The organism is Mycobacterium sp. C31M (genome assembly GCF_053345865.1).
Map to the genome: position 1 here is coordinate 134,721 of NZ_JBKFAX010000015.1, position 16,238 is coordinate 150,958.

The following is a 16,238-nucleotide window of genomic DNA, read 5'->3' on the forward strand; positions in this document are numbered from 1 at the left end:
TTGACGCATGGTGACCGCAGTGATGGTCCGGCGCCCATCGGTCACCCTACGGTCACCGCAGCATCTACCCCTACGTCGATCGGCCCAGCATGTCTGAGATCACCGCTGTTCCCGAGGAATTGGGCAACTTTGCGGACAAGCCCGAGCGTCGCCTGCGTGGCAACCTCGGAGTGGCGTCCATCGTGTTCATGGTGGTCGCGGCCGCCGCGCCGCTCGGAGTCGTCGGCGGTGTCTTCCCGCTGGGCATCGCCAACGGCAACGGCGCAGGCTTCCCGGCCACTTTCATCCTCTCGACGGTCATCCTGCTGCTCTTTGCGGTGGGCTTCACGGCGTTGACCCCGTTCGTCGCGGAGGCGGGCGCCTTCTTCTCCTATATCCGTCATTCCCTTGGCTTCCCGGTTGGTATCGGGTTCGGCTTCGTCGCCCTGGTGAGTTATGTGGCACTGGAGGCCGGTGTCTACGGGCTGCTCGGGCCGGCCGGCGTCGGGGTCATCACGCTGTTCGGTGGGGCGGAGATCCCGTGGTGGATTCTCGCCGCTGTCGCGTTCGCCATCACGACATTCCTGGGCTACCGCAACATCGAACTGTCCAGCCGGGTGCTGGGCGTGCTGTTGACCGCCGAGATCGCGATCATTCTCGTCCTGGACCTGGTCATCGTGGTGCGCGGCGGCGGTGACGACGGGCTGTCCACCGGCGTGATCGCACCGGCCACCGTGTTCTCCGGCTCGTTGGGCATCGGACTGCTGTTCGCGATGCTCAGCTATATCGGTTTCGAGGCCACCGCGGTGTTCCGCGACGAGGCCAAGGACCCGCAACGCACCATTCCGCGGGCCACCTATGCCGCCCTGATTCTCATCGGCGCGTTCTACGCCGTCACCAGCTGGGCGCTTATTTCGGCGTTGGGGGACGAGCAGGCCGTCTCTGCGGCAACGGATTCCGGTGGCACCTTCCTGTCCGATATCGCGCAGACCTATATCCGTACGGCCGGCAACGACATCATCACGGTGCTGTACTTCACCAGCCTGTTCGCCTGCATCCTGGCCTTCCACAATGTCGCGTCGCGGTACGTGTTCGCACTGTCGCAGCACGGGGTGTTGCCGCAGTCGCTGGGTGCCGCGCATTCCGTACACGGGTCGCCGCACAAGGCTTCGCTATGGATCTCCGGGGTCGTCGCGGTCAGCATCGTGGCCGCGGTGCTGTTCCAGCTCGATCCGGTCACGCAGTTCTACACCTGGTTCGCCGCGGCCACCACGGTCGGTTTTGTGGTGCTGTTGATCGCCACCAGCGTGGCCGTGCTGGTGTTCTTCGCCCGTGACCGGCGCGGTTACTCGCAGTGGCGGGTGCGGATCGCGCCGGCACTGGGCCTCGCCGGTTTGGCGTTGACGCTGGTGCTGATCCTGACCAACCTGGAGGGATTGGCCACCTCGAATGCGTTGGGCTGGGGCATCGTCGGGCTGTTGGTGGTGTCGTTCATCGTCGGCGCGGTGATCGGTCGTCGGGTGTCCGACGGCGTCGACGATGCGGCGGAGGTGGGCCGGTCATGACGCACACCGTCGAATCTCCCGTCGCGCAGGACCTGCTGCACCGGCTCGCCGCGGGCGCGTTGCGTGAGGTGGAGGTCGCCTGGAGCGACCCGCTGGGCCATGCGCAGGGCAAGCGCATCCCGGCGGCGCAGTTCCTGGATCGGGCGCAGGGCAGCGGATTCGCCTTCTGTGAGGCCTCGCTGGGCTGGAACGCCGACGGCACCGTCATCGACGGGTTACGCCTGACCAATTGGGACGGTGGTTACCCGGATGTCTTCGCGATGCCCGATCTGGCGACGTTCCGTGAGGTGCCCTGGCGCCCGGGTGTCGGTCACGTCATCTCCGATATCGTCGCCCACGACCGGTCGCCCTCGCTGCTGGATCCGCGCGCGGTGCTGCGCCGGGTGTTGGATCGGCTTGCGGTACTGGGGTATACGGCCAAAATCGGGGTGGAACTGGAGTTCTACCTGTTGAACCCGGATGGCTCGCCCTTCCAGCAGGACATCCACGCGTACTCGCTGGAGAACGCCAACGCGCTCGATCCGATCCTGTCCGATCTCTACGAGACACTCGGCGTATTCACCCGGCTCGAGGGTATCCAGACCGAATATGGGCCGGGGCAGGTGGAGACCAATCTCGTCTACGCCGACGCGCTGGAAGCCGCCGATGACAGCGCCCGACTGAAATACGCCGCCAAGGAGGTGGCGCGCCGGCACGGCAAGCTCGCGAGCTTCATGGCCAAACCGTTCGCCGAACACTCCGGAAGCTCGGCGCACCTGCATATCTCGCTGTGGCGCGACGGTGAGCCGGCCTTCGCCCGCGTCGACGGTGGCGAGAACGATCTGAGCCAGTTCGCGATCGCCGGGCTGTTGGAGCACCTGCCGTCGATCACCGTGTTCGGCGCGCATTCGGTGAACGCCTACCGGCGCTTCGTGCCGGACTCGTTTGCGCCGGCCACCGTCACCTGGAGCCGGGACAACCGCAGCGCAGCAGTGCGCTCACTGCTGGAGGCCGACCCGCGGGCCACCCGCATCGAACTGCGTACCGGCGGCGCCGATGCCAATCCCTACTGGTTGATCGCCTCGGCGCTGGCGGCCGTGGTCGCCGGTATCGAGGCCGGCCGTCGTCCCGACGCCGCGCAGGGCGGCAACCTGTACGGGTCGGGCACCCAGCTGCCGGAGTCGTTGGCCGTTGCGGTGGCGCTGGCCACCCGCGACGACACCATCACCGAGATCCTGGGTGCGGATTCGGTGGCCGATTTCGCGGCCATCGCGCACAGCGAGTGGTTGGCGTACACCAGCCAGGTCACCGACTGGGAGCGGCAGCGCTACCTGGCGTCGTCCTGAGCAGCTGACCAGCGCACCGGCAGCCGCTTGATGCCGTGGATGAAGGGGGACAGCAGCCGATCCGGTTCGGCATCGGCGGTCAGGTCCGGTACCTGGCGGTGCAGTTCCTCGAAGGCGACGGTGATCTCGCGGCGGGCCAGGTTGGCGCCCAGGCAGAAATGTGCGCCCCCGCCGCCGTATCCCAGGTGCGGGTTGGGGGAGCGGCGCACGTCGAAACGCCACGGGTCCGCGAATCGGGACTCGTCGCGGTTGGCCGATCCATACCACATGGTGACCTTGTCGCCGGCCGACATCGTCACCCCGCTCAGTTCGGTGTCGCGGGTCAGCGTGCGGCGCATGTAGGCCACCGGGGAGGCCCACCGGACGATCTCCTCGACGGCCGTCGGGGCCACCTCGTCGTAGTCGGCCCACCAGATCTCGCGTTGTTCGGGGTGGCGGCTGAGCGCGACGACACCGTGACTGATCGCGTTGCGGGTGGTCTCGTTACCGGCTACCACGAGCAGGATGAAGAACGAGGCCACCTCGGCCGAGGTCAGTCGCTCGCCGTCCAACTCGGCGGCCACCAGCGCGGTGGTGAGGTCGTCACGCGGGTGTGTGCGGCGGTCCTCGGCCAACGCCGTTGCGTAGGAGCCGATGTCGATGGCCACACGGGCGAACTCGTCGAAGTCGGTGGTCAGATCGGGATCGCCGAATCCGAGAATGACATTGGTCCAGTGAAAGATCTTTTCGTGATCGGCCTCGGCGATGCCCATCATGTCGCAGATCACCTGCAGTGGAAGCGGTCCCGCCAGCGCCGCCACCAGATCTGCCCGCCCGTCGGGGTGTTCGGCGATCATCGAGGACACCAGGGTGCGGGCCCGTTCGCGCACCGACTCCTCGACGCGGGCCAGCACCCGCGGGGTGAAGGCGCTGCGCACGATGTTGCGCAACCGGCCGTGCCGCGGATCGTCCATGGCGATCATCGACCCGAAGTACTCGGCCAACTCCGGGGTCTGATCACCCATCGTGATGTTGGGGCTGGAACTGAACACCTCGGGGTGGCGGCTGGCGTGGTGCACGTCGTCATAACAGGTCAGCGCCCAGTGCCCGGCGCCGGCATCCACCCCCATAGCGGTGACCGGGCGATGGAACGAGACCGGTTCCTCACGGCGCAGCGTGGCGAAGGCACCGTCCCGGAAATCGTCGTCGCCGCCCCAGAACCGCCAGGACCCCAGGTCGACCGCGGCCCGGTCGACCGCCGGTGGGGGCGCGCCGTTGACACGTGCAGCGATCGGCATGCCGACAGACTAGAGACCGGCCGCGCCGGACATCGCCGAATCGGGACAGGTCAGTCGGATTCGGGTTCGGGATCGTCGTGCCGGACAAGGCGTACGTGGCCGTGCGGCAGGCAGGCCGCGTAACCGTGGTGTTTGCCGTACAGCTCCCAGGCGGTGTGCACGTCATCGCTGGGCACATCGATGAGTTGGCCGCCGGAGAACTGCAGATGCAGGCTGCCGTCGTCGTCCCAGTCGGCATGTGTGCAGGTGGCCCCGGCGAAATCGAAGAGCGGTCGATGTTCGGTCCGGACGGCGTTCGGGTCGATCTTGACCACTTCGCTGGGTTGGCCCGCCAGGGCCGGCAGGGTCAGATCCATCGGCGCGGAGATCACGAGTTCGTTGTAGTCGTCGAGGTTGAGCACCAGGCCGTCGCGGAACATGATCCGCTGCAGTGTGCGGCCCCGAATCCATTGTTCGGTCATCGACCAACTCTGCGCGCTCTGGCCGGTCCGGCACAAGGGTTCAGCGGGACTCGAAGATGCGGCGCAGTTCCGCAGGCACCGGGCGTTTCGTCCAGTCCGCGGTGGACACCACCACGTAGATGTTGCGGCCCACCACCGCGGCCTGCTCGACCCCGTCGTCATCGGTGCGTAGCACCGTGAAGGCAACGGTGAAGCTGGTGGTCCCGACCGTCTCGCACATCGCGGTGACGCGCACGGTGTCGCGCCAGCGCACCGAGCTGCGGTAGTCGAGTTCGCTGCGCACCACCTGGAAATCGATGCCCGCGGCGATCATTTCAGGATAGTCGAGAGACCTGTGGTCGAGGTAGGCGGTCCAGGCTTCGTCGAACCAGGTGAGGTAGTGACCGTGGAATACCACGGACTGCTGGTCGACTTCGGCATAGCGGGGGATGACCGCGAGTGCGAACGGCGCATCGTCGTCGGGGCTCACGAAGCACACCCTACGATCGTCGGGTGGCCCCCACCCTCGTCACCCTCGCCGATATCCGGTCCGCCGCCGCACGCCTGCACGGTTCGGTGCTGCGGACCCCGCTGATCCCGGTCAGCTGGGGCGATCCCGACCGGCCGCTGTGGCTGAAACCGGAGAGCCTGCAGGTCATCGGTGCCTTCAAGGTACGCGGCGCGCTGAACGCGATCAGTCGGCTCGACGACGAACAGCGCGGCCGTGGGGTGGTCGCCTACTCCAGCGGTAACCACGCGCAGGCAGTCGCCTACGCCGCGGCCCGGTTCGGTATCGAGGCGCATATCGTGATGCCCGAGGAGACCCCGCAGATCAAGGTCGACCGCACGCGTGAGCACGGTGCGAACGTCGTGCTGTGCGGTATCGGACAGCGCGAGGTGGTGGCCGCCGAATTGGTGGAACGGACCGGGGGCACCCTGATCCCGCCGTTCGACCACCCCGACGTGATCGCCGGGCAAGGCACCGCCGGTCTCGAGGTTGCCGAGGATCTGCCCGAGGTGGCAACCGTGCTGATCCCGGTCAGCGGCGGCGGGCTGGCATCCGGGATCGGGACCGCGGTGCAGGCGTTGTGCCCGAACGCCAAGATCTTCGGTGTGGAGCCCGAACTGGCCGCCGATGCCGCCGCCGGACTGCACCGCGGAAGCCGGGTTGAGATGTCGATCGAGGAGCGCAATCGCACCATCGCCGACGGGCTGCGGTCACAGCCCTCGGAACTGACTTTCTCCCATCTGCAGCATGTGCTGACCGATATCCTGACCGTCACCGAACACGAGATCCGTTCCGCTGTGGCAGAACTGGCGTCCAAGGGGCGGTTGGTGGTGGAGCCGAGTGGGGCGGTCGGGCTGGCGGCCTACCGGCAGCACCGGACACCGTCGGGTCCGACGGTGATCATCGTGTCCGGCGGCAATATCGAGCCGACGCTGTTCACCGAGATCCTGGCTGCCTCAACGGCGGTCGGGGAACACCAGCGGGACTGAGACCTCGCAGCCCTGGCGGGCGCAGTGTGACCAGGCGTCCTGTTCGGCGGCCGCCCGCAGGCGTCGCCGCCTGCCGGTCCACCCGCATGAGCAGCCGGCGGTGGAATCGCCGAATCCGCGGTTGTATACATAGGCCACTCCTTGCGCGGTCGACTCGGCAAGAAGGTCCTCCAGCAGTAGGACTTTCATCTGGTGCGTCTCCTTCGTCGACCTGACCTCGGTGTCATGCAGACGTGCGGCGACCTGGTCGCACAGAGAATTCTGCGCGCATTCACCGCGGTTGGGCGGGATCAGCGGGTCACGAGTCGGTGCTGATCTCGACAAGCAGTTGTAACGGACTACGAGCTGTCTACCCGCGCCATGCCGTTGCCAAACAACGCGTAATCGCACGTCCACACGATCAGATGACTTGCTGTCGCGTCAATTTTGGACGTGAACGGTGTTAGTGCACACCCTCCATCAGCCGGCTGATCCGCCCGGCGATTGTCAGCACACCCAACCCGGCCACGATGGCGACCAGGCCCAGGATGCCGAAGTAGGCGAACTCGTGTGCCGGGTCGTAGTACTTGGACAGCACACCGGACATCGCGGTGCCCAGGCCGACCGAGAAGAAGTAGAGCGCCATCATCTGGGCCCGGAATGCGTCGGGGGCAAGCTGGGTCGTGACGGCCAGACCGATCGGCGAGAGCAGCAGTTCGGAGATGGCGAACACCGCCATGATGCCGACCACCAGCAATGCGGGCACGACCTTGCCGGTCGTCCCCGCGGTCGGCAGGAACAACAGGAAGGCCAGCCCCATCCCGATGACGCCGTAGGCGAATTTCTGCGGCGTGGTCGGTGCGCGGGTGCCCAACCGGGTCCACATGATCGCGAAAAGCGGTGAGAGCAGGATGATCCACACCGGTTCGATCGACCCGATCCAACTCGACGGTGCCGTCCAACCGAAGATCGACCAGTTCATCCGCTCGTCGGAATACACCGCGAGCACCGTGAAGATCTGCTGGAACAGCGACCAGAACACCGCGTTGGCGATGAAAAGCGGGATGAACGCACGAACCCGGGTGCGTTCGGTGCCACTGACTTTCGGGCTGCGCAGCAATACCGCGAAGTACCCGATCGAGGCCACGATGATGACCCCGGTCGTCACCTGCGACAGGTTCGCCAGCGTCACCAATCCGGTGGCGAACGCGATCGCCGCGACCACAACAACCGCGATCCCGACCCCGACGGCGGGCAGGATGCCATTGCGAGGCAGGGGATTGGGCACGTCGCGGCCGTGGCCGCCCAGGTTGCGGCGGAAGGCGACGTACTGGGCCAGGCCGATGGCCATGCCGACGGCGGCGGCGCCGAACCCGTAGTGGAACCCGACGCGGGTCTGCAGCAGCCCGGTCAGCAGCGGGCCGATGAACGCGCCCAGGTTGATGCCCAGATAGAACAACGTGAAACCGCCGTCGGCACGGGCGTCGCCCTTGTCGTAGAGGGTGCCCAGCAGCGAGGATGCATTGGCCTTCAGCGCGCCCGACCCGAGCGCCACCAGCACCAGGCCCACGGCGACACCGGTGATGCCCGGCAGGATCGCCAGCGCGACATGGCCCAGCATGACGACGACACCGCCGTAGAACACTGTGCGTTCCATGCCGAGCACCCGGTCGGCCAGCCACCCGCCGAGCACGGTGGACAGATAGACCAGACCGCCGTAGGCGCCGACGATGCCGGTTGCGGTGGTCTTCGCCATCTCCAGGCCGCCGTCGGTCACCGAGTAGTACAGGTAGTAGCCCAGGATGGTGAGCATGCCGTAGAAGGAGAATCGTTCCCACAGTTCGACACCGAACAGATTGGTCAGGCCGATCGGGTGACCGAACAGTGTGCGGGTTGTTTGTGCGTCCTCGGATCCGATCCGAGCAGGTTCCGCCCCAGTCATGCGGGCCACCCTGCCACGCGGGTGGGTGTTCCCGGTCGATATCGGCCATTCGATTCGGTCGGCGAACGCGACGCATGTCATGACAACTGCTTTTGTGGCTGCTGGCAAACAGTTCGGGAGTGCCGGACGGTCTGTGGGTGGGTCGATCGGCGTCACCCCAGGTAAGGTCGGCCCGATAACGGGGCGGTGACCGAATCGTCTCGACCCGGTTGCGTGCCCGCGACCGGGTGGTCCGAAGGGATTCATGTGGACGCGGTGCTCGGCTTGTCGATGACGCCAACCTCGCTCGGCGTGGTCGTCGTCGACGGTGACGACACGGCCGTCGGCGCGGGTCGGGAGTCGTTCGAGGTCCGGGTGGACGGGTCCGATGTGCGCGCCGCGACCGAGCAGGCCACCGCTGCCGTCGGCGCGATTGCCGCCGCACGCGGCCAGCGGCTCAAGTCCATCGGTGTGACCTGGAGCGATGACGCCGACGCCGAGGCGTCGGTGCTGCTGGCGTCCCTGAGTCGATCCGGCTTCGGCAATGTCGTGCCCATCCGGTTGCCCGAGGCCACCGAGGCGCTGGCCCGCGGCATGGCCGATGTGATCGGTTATCAGACGTCCGCGGTCTGCGTCATCGAACCGGACGCCGCCATCGCGTTGATCGTCAACACCGGCGACGGTGCCGTCCAGACCGCGGTCAATCACGGTATCGACAGCGACGAGAGTCTGATCGGCTGGCTCAGCACGGTGTTCACCCGGGCCGACTGGCAGCCCGAGGCGCTGGTGGTGGTCGGGTCCGCCGGTGGGTTCGACGCGGTGCTGCCGCGGCTCGAAGAGGCGCTGTCGGTGCCGGTGTTCGCACCCGCCGAGGCGCCGCTGGCGCTGGCGCGCGGTGCCGCACTGGCGTCCTCCACGAGTATCGATCTGCCGTTCAGCCTGGATCTGCCCACCGAGGGCCGCAGTGGCCGGCATGCCGCCAAGGAACCCGCGTTCAACTCGTCACGGGTGCTGACCGGGCTCCTGATCGCCGGGGTCGTCACCTTCGTGGTGTCCGCGTCGGTGGCCGTCGCCGTCGAGACCTCGCCGCAGCGCGAGACCGCCGCACCCGAGCCGGCCGCGCTCGTCGAGGACGCGCCCGCGGTGCCGGTCCGCAAGACCGCGCCCTCGCCCGCCGCGCCGATCGGTGAGGTGCGCTCTCCGCTGGCCGAGGCGCTCACGCCACCGGTGGAGTTCGTGCCCGTGGTGCCGCAGGCGCCCGTCGAATCCGTGCCGCAGGCGCCCGTCGAACCCGTACCGCAGGCTCCGGTGCAGGAGGTCAACACCGTCTACGAGCCGGCGCCGATCCAGGCTCCGTTGCCCGAGCCCGCGCTGGCCCCGGCGCCCGTACCCCCGGTGGCGGCGCCGCCGGTCGCGGTCCCGCCGCCGGTGCCGCCCGTCGGCACGCCGCCGCAGGTCTACGAGGCACCCAAGAAGCCGTTGTTGCAGCGAATCAGGGACCGGCTGCGGATCGGCGGCCCCGAGCAACCCCCGGGGCAGATCATCGTCAGCCCGCCCCAGGGCTGAATTCCGCACACGCGTGCATACGCTGGCTAACGTTGCCGGCACCCGAAGCGATCTAGCATGTAGTCGTTGACGTCGGGACCGGATTGTCCGGAATACAGGGGAGGTTCGGCAGCGTGCGCAGAACAATTCGGGATGTGCTGGCCGTCGTGGGTATCGCCGCCGTTTCGCTGGCGTCGTCGACGACCGCTGGGGTGGCTGCCGTCAGTACCCCGGCGTCTGCGGTCGCCGTGTCACCGGCGCCTGGCGAAGTCGTCGGTGTGGCCATGCCGGTCACGGTGTCCTTCGGCGAACCGGTTATCGAGCGGTCCCGCGCACAGCAGGGCATCGCCTTCTCGGCGCCGGTGGACGGCGCCTTCGAATGGCTGAATGCCTCGACGGTGCGCTTCACCCCGGACGGGTACTGGCCCGCACACTCGACCATCTCGGTCGAGGCGCTCGGATTCAAGACGTCGTTCCAGACCGGCGCGGTGGTGCTCGGGGTGGCCGATATCGACGCGCACACCTTCACCGTCAGCATCGACGGTGAACTCGCCCGTGAGATGCCCGCGTCGATGGGCAAGGCCGGATTCGCCACGCCGGTGGGCAATTTCACCGCGCTGGAGAAGCAGAGCGTGGTCATCATGGACTCGCGCACCATCGGCATCCCGCTGGACGACCCGGAGGGTTACAAGCTGACCGTGTACGACGGTGTCCGGGTCACCTGGGGCGGGGTGTACGTACACGGTGCGCCGTGGTCGGTCGGTTCGCAGGGGTATGCGAACGTCAGCCACGGGTGCATCAACCTGAGCCCCGACAATGCCGATTGGTACTACAACAACGTCAGCATCGGTGACCCGATCGTGGTGCAGGCCTAGGGCTTTCATGCATCGGCGTGCAGGTTACGCGCCGTCGGTGAGGATTCGACGGAGGTCGGGTCCGGATAGGTGCCCAGCACCCGGTCGGCTGTGCCGCTGCTGGTCACGGTGAACCAGTAGTGCTCGTTCTTGAAGTGGTGTTGCCGGTGGTTGCGCCAGATCGACCGGTAGAGCGCGGTTTTCGGCTTGTAGTCGGTGTGGATCAGGTAGTGGCACCATTCGTAGCCCAGGCCGAGGACGGCCAGGAAGGTCAGGAACGTCAGCCCGCGGCCGAGGCTGGGGAACGCCCATAGTGCGATGGCGATCGCCAGCGGTAGCACCCACAGCAGCGACTGCCAGGGAATGAAGACCAGCGGCAGATCCCGCGGCTGCACATGATGTTCGCGGTGCTTGCGGGACAGCAGTGGATCGAGTCGGATGCCGGCGATCCGGCGGGGGCGCCAGTGCAGGATCAGCACGTGGATCAGCCACTCGGCGAATGGAAATACCGCCAGCATCAGTATCGGTACCAGCGCGTCGGTGAGCTGCCAATCCCCGACGGCGATCCGGGCGGCCAGCGCCGCCGCGACCGTGCCGGCCAGCATCCACGGAGTCGGGTGACGCAAGAACTCCCGGCTCATGTCGGCCAGTGTGCCGGGGCGGCGGCTGCTCATTTCTGGTCCTCCAATGCGGTCAACGCCGCCAGCAGTGCAGTGGTGGCGGGTTCCAGCAGATCGTGGGCTGCCCGGGCGGCGCGGTCGGCGTCACCGGCCGCCACGGCGTCGGCGATGTCGCGGTAGGCGTCCGGGCGGCCGACCTCGGCGGCCATCATCACCGCCAGGGCAGGTAGCGCCGGCTCGTAGGTGGCGCGCAGGGTGTTGTACATCAGCCGGAAGGCGATCGAGTCGGCACCGTCGACCAGGTGATCCCAGAAATCGAGTGCGTGGCGCTGTCGTTCGATGGGATCAGTTTCGGCGCGCAGGGTTTCGATGGTGGCGTCGAGCAGAACGGGCAGGTCATCGCCGCGACGCTGCGCGGCAAGCTCGGCGACCTTGGGGCCGTTGTGCAGTCGGGTCTCCAGGATGGAGCGCACCACGGCGGTGTCGACTTCGCCATTTTGGACGAGTAGCCGGGGGAGCAGGTCCAGCCCGGCATGCCTGCGGAAGTCGCGCACGGTGGTGGTGTCGCCCTGGCGGATCTCGACAAGACCGATCGCGGTGAGCCGTTTGAGTGCCTCGCGGATGGCGGGACGGGAGACGCCGAGCACCTCGGCGAGGCGGCGCTCGCTGGGCAGTGGGTCGCCGGGTTGCATCGCGCCGCTGAGGACCTCGCCGACGATCTGCTCGAAGACGTCCTCGGGGACCGAGCGGCGGTTGACCGGTTGGAGCGCCATGGGTCCGAGCATGGCACCGGAACAGGAAGAGGTCAAGTGGTCAGACCAGTAGATCGCACGACGTTTATCCCGCCGTCGCCGGCGTGGAATCCGTTGCCCACTTGACCGGCCTAAATTACCGAGATGATCTAACTTATCTATCTACATAGAGTTTCTATGTATGAGCCGCGGCGTCGCGGATCGGTTCTTGCAGCGTCGAATTGGGCGTGGGAGAGCAAGAGGGGTCAGTGGCTCGCGCAAGATAAAGCTGCATACTTTGTGCCCGACTGGGACCGTCGGGTGGGTGCGCCGTACCGGAAAGAAAAAACCAATATGAATAGGTATCTCTTCGCAGGTTTGACGGGTGTCACGTTGTCTGTCGGATTCGTTGGGCTGGTGCCCGCCGCAACGGCCGCACCGTCGGGAGCATCGTCGGCCGTCGATACGGTCAAGGAGCTTCGTGCGCAGGGCTACAACGTTGTGGTCAGCGGTACCCGCAACGGGCCGTTGACGAATTGCTCTGTGGATGCCGTGCGTGGACAGGTGGACCACGGACCGTTAGGCACTGTCTACGTGGATCTTTCGTGCCCTGCGGAGTACACATCCTGACGCGGAAGGGCGTAGCGCAGGGTCGGTCAGTTCGAGTTGGACGCCCCCAAGTTGTCGACGACGTAGTCGGCTGCTTGGTCGGTGAGTCCCCGTGCGATGTAGGCGCCGTGGGCGCCGTGGTCATGACCGGTGGGGGAGCACACGGGATCCTCCGACAGGCACTCGTCCAGTGTTCGATCGGCATAGCGTGAGCCGACTGTGATCGGGGGCGCGCCGTTGTGGATCATCTGGAGAAAGCCGCTGGACGGTTTGCCGAAAAGGGCAACCGCCGCGACGCGGTCGGCCACTTCGGCGGGTAGTGGCCCGGTGATGCCAGGTGGCAATGAATATCCCTCGGGGACGGAATCCATGGTCAGGTACGCCGCGACGGCGGCTCCCTGCGAGTAGCCACCCACGACCAATTCGGTGTCGGGGCAGGTGGCCGCGGTCGACAGCACCTTGTTTCTGGCATCGATGACGCCGTCGGCTGCAGTGGCGAAGTCGAGTGAAGCCGGATAGTTGACCGCATAGATGTCGACAGTCCTGCCTGCTGCCCGTTGTTGGACGGCATCGGAGAAGGCCTGTCCGGTGGATCCGACGCCGGGGGCTTCGAATGTGCCTCGGGCGAAAATCAATTGGACGTCAGGGCAGGGCTCGGCGGCTGCCGGGCTGGCGGCCCCGAAGCCGGCAGCGCCGAGAACGAGTCCGGCAGTGCACAGCATGGATTTGCCGAACCTGATTTTGGGTTGCCTTGCCATCGTGATCTCAGCTCTTTTCTGTCTGCGCAACTACTGGCCGCACGTGCCGATGACCAGAAGTGCGAACGTGCACATCGTTGCTGAGTCAATCAAAAAACTTCTAGATGCACTAACTGATGTGAGCGGCGTCGCAACTGGCTCGTTAGGTGAGTAACGATCAGTGGCGTAAGGTTCCCGACGAGCTGCAGGCGGAACTTGAGTTCCGTCTGTCGGGTGCAGGGGACAACGGTCCGTCGCGTGGTTCTGGTTGAGGAGATTCGGTGCTCCGGTTGTTGAAGAGGGCCTGGCTTCCGGTGACCTTGGTGGTCGTCGTGGTGTTTGGGTGCCTGTGTGATCGTTCGGATCCGTGATTCGGCGAACGTCCCGGCGGCCGGGTGGTCACAGCAGCGGAACTGGTGTTCGCGTTCACGATGGCCTCGATGATCGTCAGCGATCTGCGGGTGGTCGGCCAGTTGGGTATGACCATCGGCATCGGTTTGATCGTCGACACCCTGATCGTGCGTGCCTTCATGACCCCATCGATCGCCGCGAAGCTCGGGCGCTGGTTCTGGTGGCCGCTGAACACCTACAAGATCACCCACCCCCCGAAGCCTCCGGCCGGACCGGAGCCCGAGGAACCGCAGACCGCACCGATACGGCAACCGACAGCGTGAGACAGGGGAAGGGGGCCGATGAAAAGATCGACAGCAACAGGCGTTCTCGGGGCAATGGTTGTGATCGGAGTGGTGTGTGCCGCCCCGGCGCAGGCCGATGTCGACACCGATTTCGCGAGAACGCTGCACGGATACGGTATCTACGGTCCGCGCGACTACAACGCGTGGCTGGGCAAGCTCAGCTGCAAACGGCTCAGCGTCGGACTCGACGCCGACGCCGGCCAGTCAGCGGTGTTCCTGTCCAATAATCTTGCCCGCACGACCAACACCGAGCAGGTGTGGCAGTTCCTGGGCGCGCCGATTTCGGTGTACTGCCCGCAATACCAGACGGCGTTGACCGCTTTCTCAGGAGCACACGCATGAACGTCCATTCGCTGAGGTGGAGTGTGCGGGCACTGCTGATGATCACCGCTGCCGCGGCAGCCGCGGGCCTGCTGGCCGCCCCGCAAGCGTCCGCTGATGCCACCGATGACTACCCGATCCCGCACCGGCAGATCGAAACAGCCTGTGACGCCGAGCAATATCTGGCGGCGGTGCGTGATACCAGCCCGATCTACTTCGAGCGCTACATCATCGACAAGAGCAACCGGCCACCCGATGTCCAACAGATGGCTGTCGACCGGATCCACTGGTTCTACGCCCTGGACGCGGCAGGGCGGCGCCAGTATTCGGAAGACACCGCCACCAACATCTACCACGAACAGGTCGCGACCCGGTGGGGCAACTGGGCCAAGGTGTTCTTCAACAACAAGGGCGTCGTCGCCAAGGCCACCGACGTGTGCGCCGGGTACCCGCGCGCCGGCATATCGGTGTGGAACCGGCCGGTCCCCAGATAGCCGTGGACGACAGCACAGACGTACCGCACCCGCAGGACGTCATCGACACCGACGCTTTGGCGGGTCGGATGCTGGCAGCGCTGATGACGATGTATGTCCGGGCGCGGGGGACCGTCATGGCCGAAATCGGGACCGGGTAGCTCAGCGGTGCGCAATTCGCCGTCATGCATCGGCTCGCCCAGTCCGACGGTATGCGCATCACCGATCTGTCGGACGCAGAGAACGTTGCGGTGCCGACCATCTCGGTCGCCGTGCGTCGGTTGACCAGACAGGGCCTCGTCGAACGATGGTCGACCGGTGGTGACCAACGGTCCTGGCCGGTGCGGTTGACCGCCCGCGGCCGAGCGACACTGGCGGCATCGAGGGCGGTCAAGCACCGCATCATCTTCGAACGCCTCATGGTGATGACCGACAATGATCGGCAGGCCCTCGGCGACATCGCCCGCGTCCTCGGTCACCTGGTCGACGGCACCCAGACCGAGTCGCAGCGCTGAGACACCCCCGCGATCTGTAACATTGGGTGTCACCAATGACCGATCCAGAACCCAAGCTGCGGCAACGAACCCAGGGACGCCTCGACCGTTCGCGTGATCCAGCGATCCTCAACGCCGCACTCGCTGCATTGGCCGAGCACGGCTACAACAACACCAATATGAACGATATCGCCGCCCGCGCCGGTGTCGGCAAGGCGGCGATCTACCGCCGATGGTCCTCGAAAGCGGCACTGATCACCGACACCCTGCTCTACTGGCGTCCCGATCTGCTGACCGACGACATCCCCGACACCGGCAGCCTCGCCGGCGACCTCGACGCCATCGTCGAACGCGCCGCCCGCAACGACGACCAACTCATCTCCAACGACCTCGTGCTCCGGGTCGCGCTGGAATCGGCCCACGACCCGGAACTCGCCTCCGCGCTCGATGACCTGATGCTGCTCCGCGGACGCCGCGTGATGGCGGCGATCCTGCAGCAGGCCGTCGATCGCGGCGAGATCGCCGACCGGGACTGGACCTTGGTCGCCGACGCCCTCACCGCCATGGGACTGCTGCGCGTGGTCAGCGGCCACAGCCTCGACGCCGCATACCTACGCCAAGTCGTCGACAGCATCGTGCTGCCCGCGGTGCGCGCTTGACGTCGTCGGATGTTCTCGGCGTAAGCGTGCGGCTGCGGTCAACGCATCGTCATAAGGAGAATCTACCGAGTCTGCTCACGCCGTGACGGCACGATTCCGACCCGGAATGCGCAGGGCGGAAACGACATTGGTGTTCAGTACGTAGCTCGTCGGTCTGGGGCCCGAGCGGTCAGTCCGTGGCGCTCGGTTCGAAGTCGATATCTTGGCCGCTGTCGGCGGCCAGCAATACCGACATCGGGACATCTTCACCCACCAGCCCTGCTGTGAGGACCGTGCGGGCCTCGGCCTCGACGGAGTGATGGTGCCGAGTGGCGCGCACCTGCAGAGCTGCCGTGGTTCCGTCAGGAGGATTTCGGATCACGATCTGCTCCATCTGGGCACGATAACGCCATGAGGTCCGCGCTTTGGCGGACGTGCGCTCAAGTTGCCTGCCGAAACTCCACATCGCAACGAATCAAAATTTGCTGTAAAACGAATGCTATGTAGAGAACAGTGTTGTAGGGCACATATAGTGCCG

17 protein-coding genes and 3 pseudogenes are annotated in these 16,238 nt (G+C 66.2%); 11 read left to right on the forward strand and 9 right to left on the reverse strand.

All coding sequences use genetic code 11. From position 1 onward, the window contains the following. The first annotated feature begins 89 nt into the window (after positions 1-89). Positions 90-1,544 (forward strand): APC family permease, encoded by a 1,455-nt coding sequence (locus tag ACLBYA_RS22425; RefSeq protein ID WP_447711652.1) that lies wholly within the window; start codon positions 90-92, stop codon positions 1,542-1,544. Next, positions 1,541-2,869 (forward strand): glutamine synthetase family protein, encoded by a 1,329-nt coding sequence (locus ACLBYA_RS22430; RefSeq protein WP_447711653.1) that lies wholly within the window; start codon positions 1,541-1,543, stop codon positions 2,867-2,869. Before ACLBYA_RS22425 ends, ACLBYA_RS22430 begins: the two co-directional genes overlap by 4 nt. On the opposite strand, the gene ACLBYA_RS22435 is transcribed toward ACLBYA_RS22430, so the two are convergent. From ACLBYA_RS22435 to ACLBYA_RS22445, 3 genes are read right to left on the reverse strand one after another with little or no spacing between them, the layout of a single operon-like run. After that, a complete protein-coding gene (locus ACLBYA_RS22435; RefSeq protein ID WP_447711654.1) occupies positions 2,851-4,146 on the reverse strand; it encodes a cytochrome P450 in 1,296 nt (431 codons plus the stop codon). The genes ACLBYA_RS22430 and ACLBYA_RS22435 overlap by 19 nt on opposite strands. Before the next feature lie 50 nt (positions 4,147-4,196). Beyond that, positions 4,197-4,607 (reverse strand): DUF6188 family protein, encoded by a 411-nt coding sequence (locus ACLBYA_RS22440; RefSeq protein ID WP_447711655.1) that lies wholly within the window; start codon positions 4,605-4,607, stop codon positions 4,197-4,199. A 40-nt stretch (positions 4,608-4,647) separates the two neighbouring features. Then, complete coding sequence (locus ACLBYA_RS22445; RefSeq protein ID WP_447711656.1) at positions 4,648-5,076, reverse strand: acyl-CoA thioesterase; 429 nt, start codon at positions 5,074-5,076, stop codon at positions 4,648-4,650. 23 nt (positions 5,077-5,099) lie between these two features. Here ACLBYA_RS22445 and ACLBYA_RS22450 point away from each other — a divergent pair, with 23 nt between their 5' ends. After that, entirely contained in the window at positions 5,100-6,083 is a 984-nt protein-coding gene (locus ACLBYA_RS22450) for a threonine ammonia-lyase (RefSeq protein WP_447711657.1), read from the forward strand. Here ACLBYA_RS22450 and ACLBYA_RS22455 read toward each other — a convergent pair. Beyond that, entirely contained in the window at positions 6,051-6,272 is a 222-nt protein-coding gene (locus ACLBYA_RS22455; protein WP_447711658.1) for a hypothetical protein, read from the reverse strand. The genes ACLBYA_RS22450 and ACLBYA_RS22455 overlap by 33 nt on opposite strands. Positions 6,273-6,525: 253 nt before the next feature. Then, positions 6,526-8,004, reverse strand: a complete 1,479-nt coding sequence (locus tag ACLBYA_RS22460; RefSeq protein WP_447711659.1) for a peptide MFS transporter — start codon at positions 8,002-8,004, stop codon at positions 6,526-6,528. A gap of 246 nt (positions 8,005-8,250) precedes the next feature. Here ACLBYA_RS22460 and ACLBYA_RS22465 point away from each other — a divergent pair, with 246 nt between their 5' ends. Together ACLBYA_RS22465 and ACLBYA_RS22470 are read left to right on the forward strand one after the other, a co-directional pair. Continuing rightward, positions 8,251-9,549 (forward strand): DUF7159 family protein, encoded by a 1,299-nt coding sequence (locus tag ACLBYA_RS22465; protein WP_447711660.1) that lies wholly within the window; start codon positions 8,251-8,253, stop codon positions 9,547-9,549. Positions 9,550-9,662: 113 nt separating this feature from the next. After that, a complete protein-coding gene (locus ACLBYA_RS22470) occupies positions 9,663-10,403 on the forward strand; it encodes a L,D-transpeptidase (RefSeq protein WP_447711661.1) in 741 nt (246 codons plus the stop codon). Positions 10,404-10,408: 5 nt separating this feature from the next. Here the strand turns inward: ACLBYA_RS22470 and ACLBYA_RS22475 are convergent, their stop codons facing one another. From ACLBYA_RS22475 to ACLBYA_RS22485, 3 genes are all read right to left on the reverse strand, one after another. Beyond that, on the reverse strand, positions 10,409-11,056 hold the full coding sequence (locus tag ACLBYA_RS22475; RefSeq protein WP_447711662.1) for a sterol desaturase family protein: 648 nt from the start codon (positions 11,054-11,056) through the stop codon (positions 10,409-10,411). Continuing rightward, positions 11,053-11,775, reverse strand: coding sequence for a FadR/GntR family transcriptional regulator (locus ACLBYA_RS22480; RefSeq protein WP_447711663.1), 723 nt, complete (start codon positions 11,773-11,775; stop codon positions 11,053-11,055). The genes ACLBYA_RS22475 and ACLBYA_RS22480 overlap by 4 nt, the downstream gene beginning before the upstream one ends. 614 nt (positions 11,776-12,389) lie before the next feature. After that, positions 12,390-13,064 carry a cutinase family protein gene (locus ACLBYA_RS22485; RefSeq protein ID WP_447711714.1) on the reverse strand — a complete coding sequence of 225 codons (675 nt, stop codon included), beginning with the start codon at positions 13,062-13,064 and terminating at the stop codon, positions 12,390-12,392. A 404-nt stretch (positions 13,065-13,468) separates the two neighbouring features. On the opposite strand from ACLBYA_RS22485, the pseudogene ACLBYA_RS22490 reads away from it, so the two are divergent. The 6 genes and pseudogenes from ACLBYA_RS22490 to ACLBYA_RS22515 all read left to right on the forward strand — a co-directional run. Further along, a pseudogene (locus tag ACLBYA_RS22490) lies at positions 13,469-13,753 on the forward strand (MMPL family transporter); the annotation flags it as partial. A gap of 54 nt (positions 13,754-13,807) precedes the next feature. Beyond that, entirely contained in the window at positions 13,808-14,116 is a 309-nt protein-coding gene (locus ACLBYA_RS22495) for a DUF732 domain-containing protein (protein ID WP_447711664.1), read from the forward strand. After that, a complete protein-coding gene (locus ACLBYA_RS22500; protein WP_447711665.1) occupies positions 14,113-14,589 on the forward strand; it encodes a DUF5078 domain-containing protein in 477 nt (158 codons plus the stop codon). The genes ACLBYA_RS22495 and ACLBYA_RS22500 overlap by 4 nt, the downstream gene beginning before the upstream one ends. Before the next feature lie 2 nt (positions 14,590-14,591). Further along, a complete protein-coding gene (locus ACLBYA_RS22505; RefSeq protein ID WP_447711666.1) occupies positions 14,592-14,729 on the forward strand; it encodes a hypothetical protein in 138 nt (45 codons plus the stop codon). Positions 14,730-14,741: 12 nt separating this feature from the next. Continuing rightward, positions 14,742-15,083 (forward strand): annotated as a pseudogene (locus ACLBYA_RS22510) (MarR family transcriptional regulator); the annotation flags it as partial. A gap of 35 nt (positions 15,084-15,118) precedes the next feature. Then, complete coding sequence (locus ACLBYA_RS22515) at positions 15,119-15,721, forward strand: TetR/AcrR family transcriptional regulator (RefSeq protein ID WP_447711667.1); 603 nt, start codon at positions 15,119-15,121, stop codon at positions 15,719-15,721. A 134-nt stretch (positions 15,722-15,855) separates the two neighbouring features. On the opposite strand, the pseudogene ACLBYA_RS22520 reads toward ACLBYA_RS22515, so the two are convergent. Beyond that, positions 15,856-16,082, reverse strand: a pseudogene (locus ACLBYA_RS22520) (FitA-like ribbon-helix-helix domain-containing protein). Positions 16,083-16,238: the final 156 nt, after the last annotated feature.

Bases quoted from the DNA above. Each gene is read 5' to 3' on its own strand.
- ACLBYA_RS22425 (WP_447711652.1), top strand. From the start codon at position 90: ATGTCTGAGATCACCGCTGTTCCCGAGGAATTGGGCAACTTTGCGGAC.
- ACLBYA_RS22430 (WP_447711653.1), top strand. From the start codon at position 1,541: ATGACGCACACCGTCGAATCTCCCGTCGCGCAGGACCTGCTGCACCGG.
- ACLBYA_RS22435 (WP_447711654.1), bottom strand. From the start codon at position 4,146: ATGCCGATCGCTGCACGTGTCAACGGCGCGCCCCCACCGGCGGTCGAC.
- ACLBYA_RS22440 (WP_447711655.1), bottom strand. From the start codon at position 4,607: ATGACCGAACAATGGATTCGGGGCCGCACACTGCAGCGGATCATGTTC.
- ACLBYA_RS22455 (WP_447711658.1), bottom strand. From the start codon at position 6,272: ATGAAAGTCCTACTGCTGGAGGACCTTCTTGCCGAGTCGACCGCGCAA.
- ACLBYA_RS22460 (WP_447711659.1), bottom strand. From the start codon at position 8,004: ATGACTGGGGCGGAACCTGCTCGGATCGGATCCGAGGACGCACAAACA.
- ACLBYA_RS22475 (WP_447711662.1), bottom strand. From the start codon at position 11,056: ATGAGCAGCCGCCGCCCCGGCACACTGGCCGACATGAGCCGGGAGTTC.
- ACLBYA_RS22480 (WP_447711663.1), bottom strand. From the start codon at position 11,775: ATGGCGCTCCAACCGGTCAACCGCCGCTCGGTCCCCGAGGACGTCTTC.
- ACLBYA_RS22485 (WP_447711714.1), bottom strand. From the start codon at position 13,064: ATGCTGTGCACTGCCGGACTCGTTCTCGGCGCTGCCGGCTTCGGGGCC.
- ACLBYA_RS22495 (WP_447711664.1), top strand. From the start codon at position 13,808: ATGGTTGTGATCGGAGTGGTGTGTGCCGCCCCGGCGCAGGCCGATGTC.
- ACLBYA_RS22500 (WP_447711665.1), top strand. From the start codon at position 14,113: ATGAACGTCCATTCGCTGAGGTGGAGTGTGCGGGCACTGCTGATGATC.
- ACLBYA_RS22515 (WP_447711667.1), top strand. From the start codon at position 15,119: ATGACCGATCCAGAACCCAAGCTGCGGCAACGAACCCAGGGACGCCTC.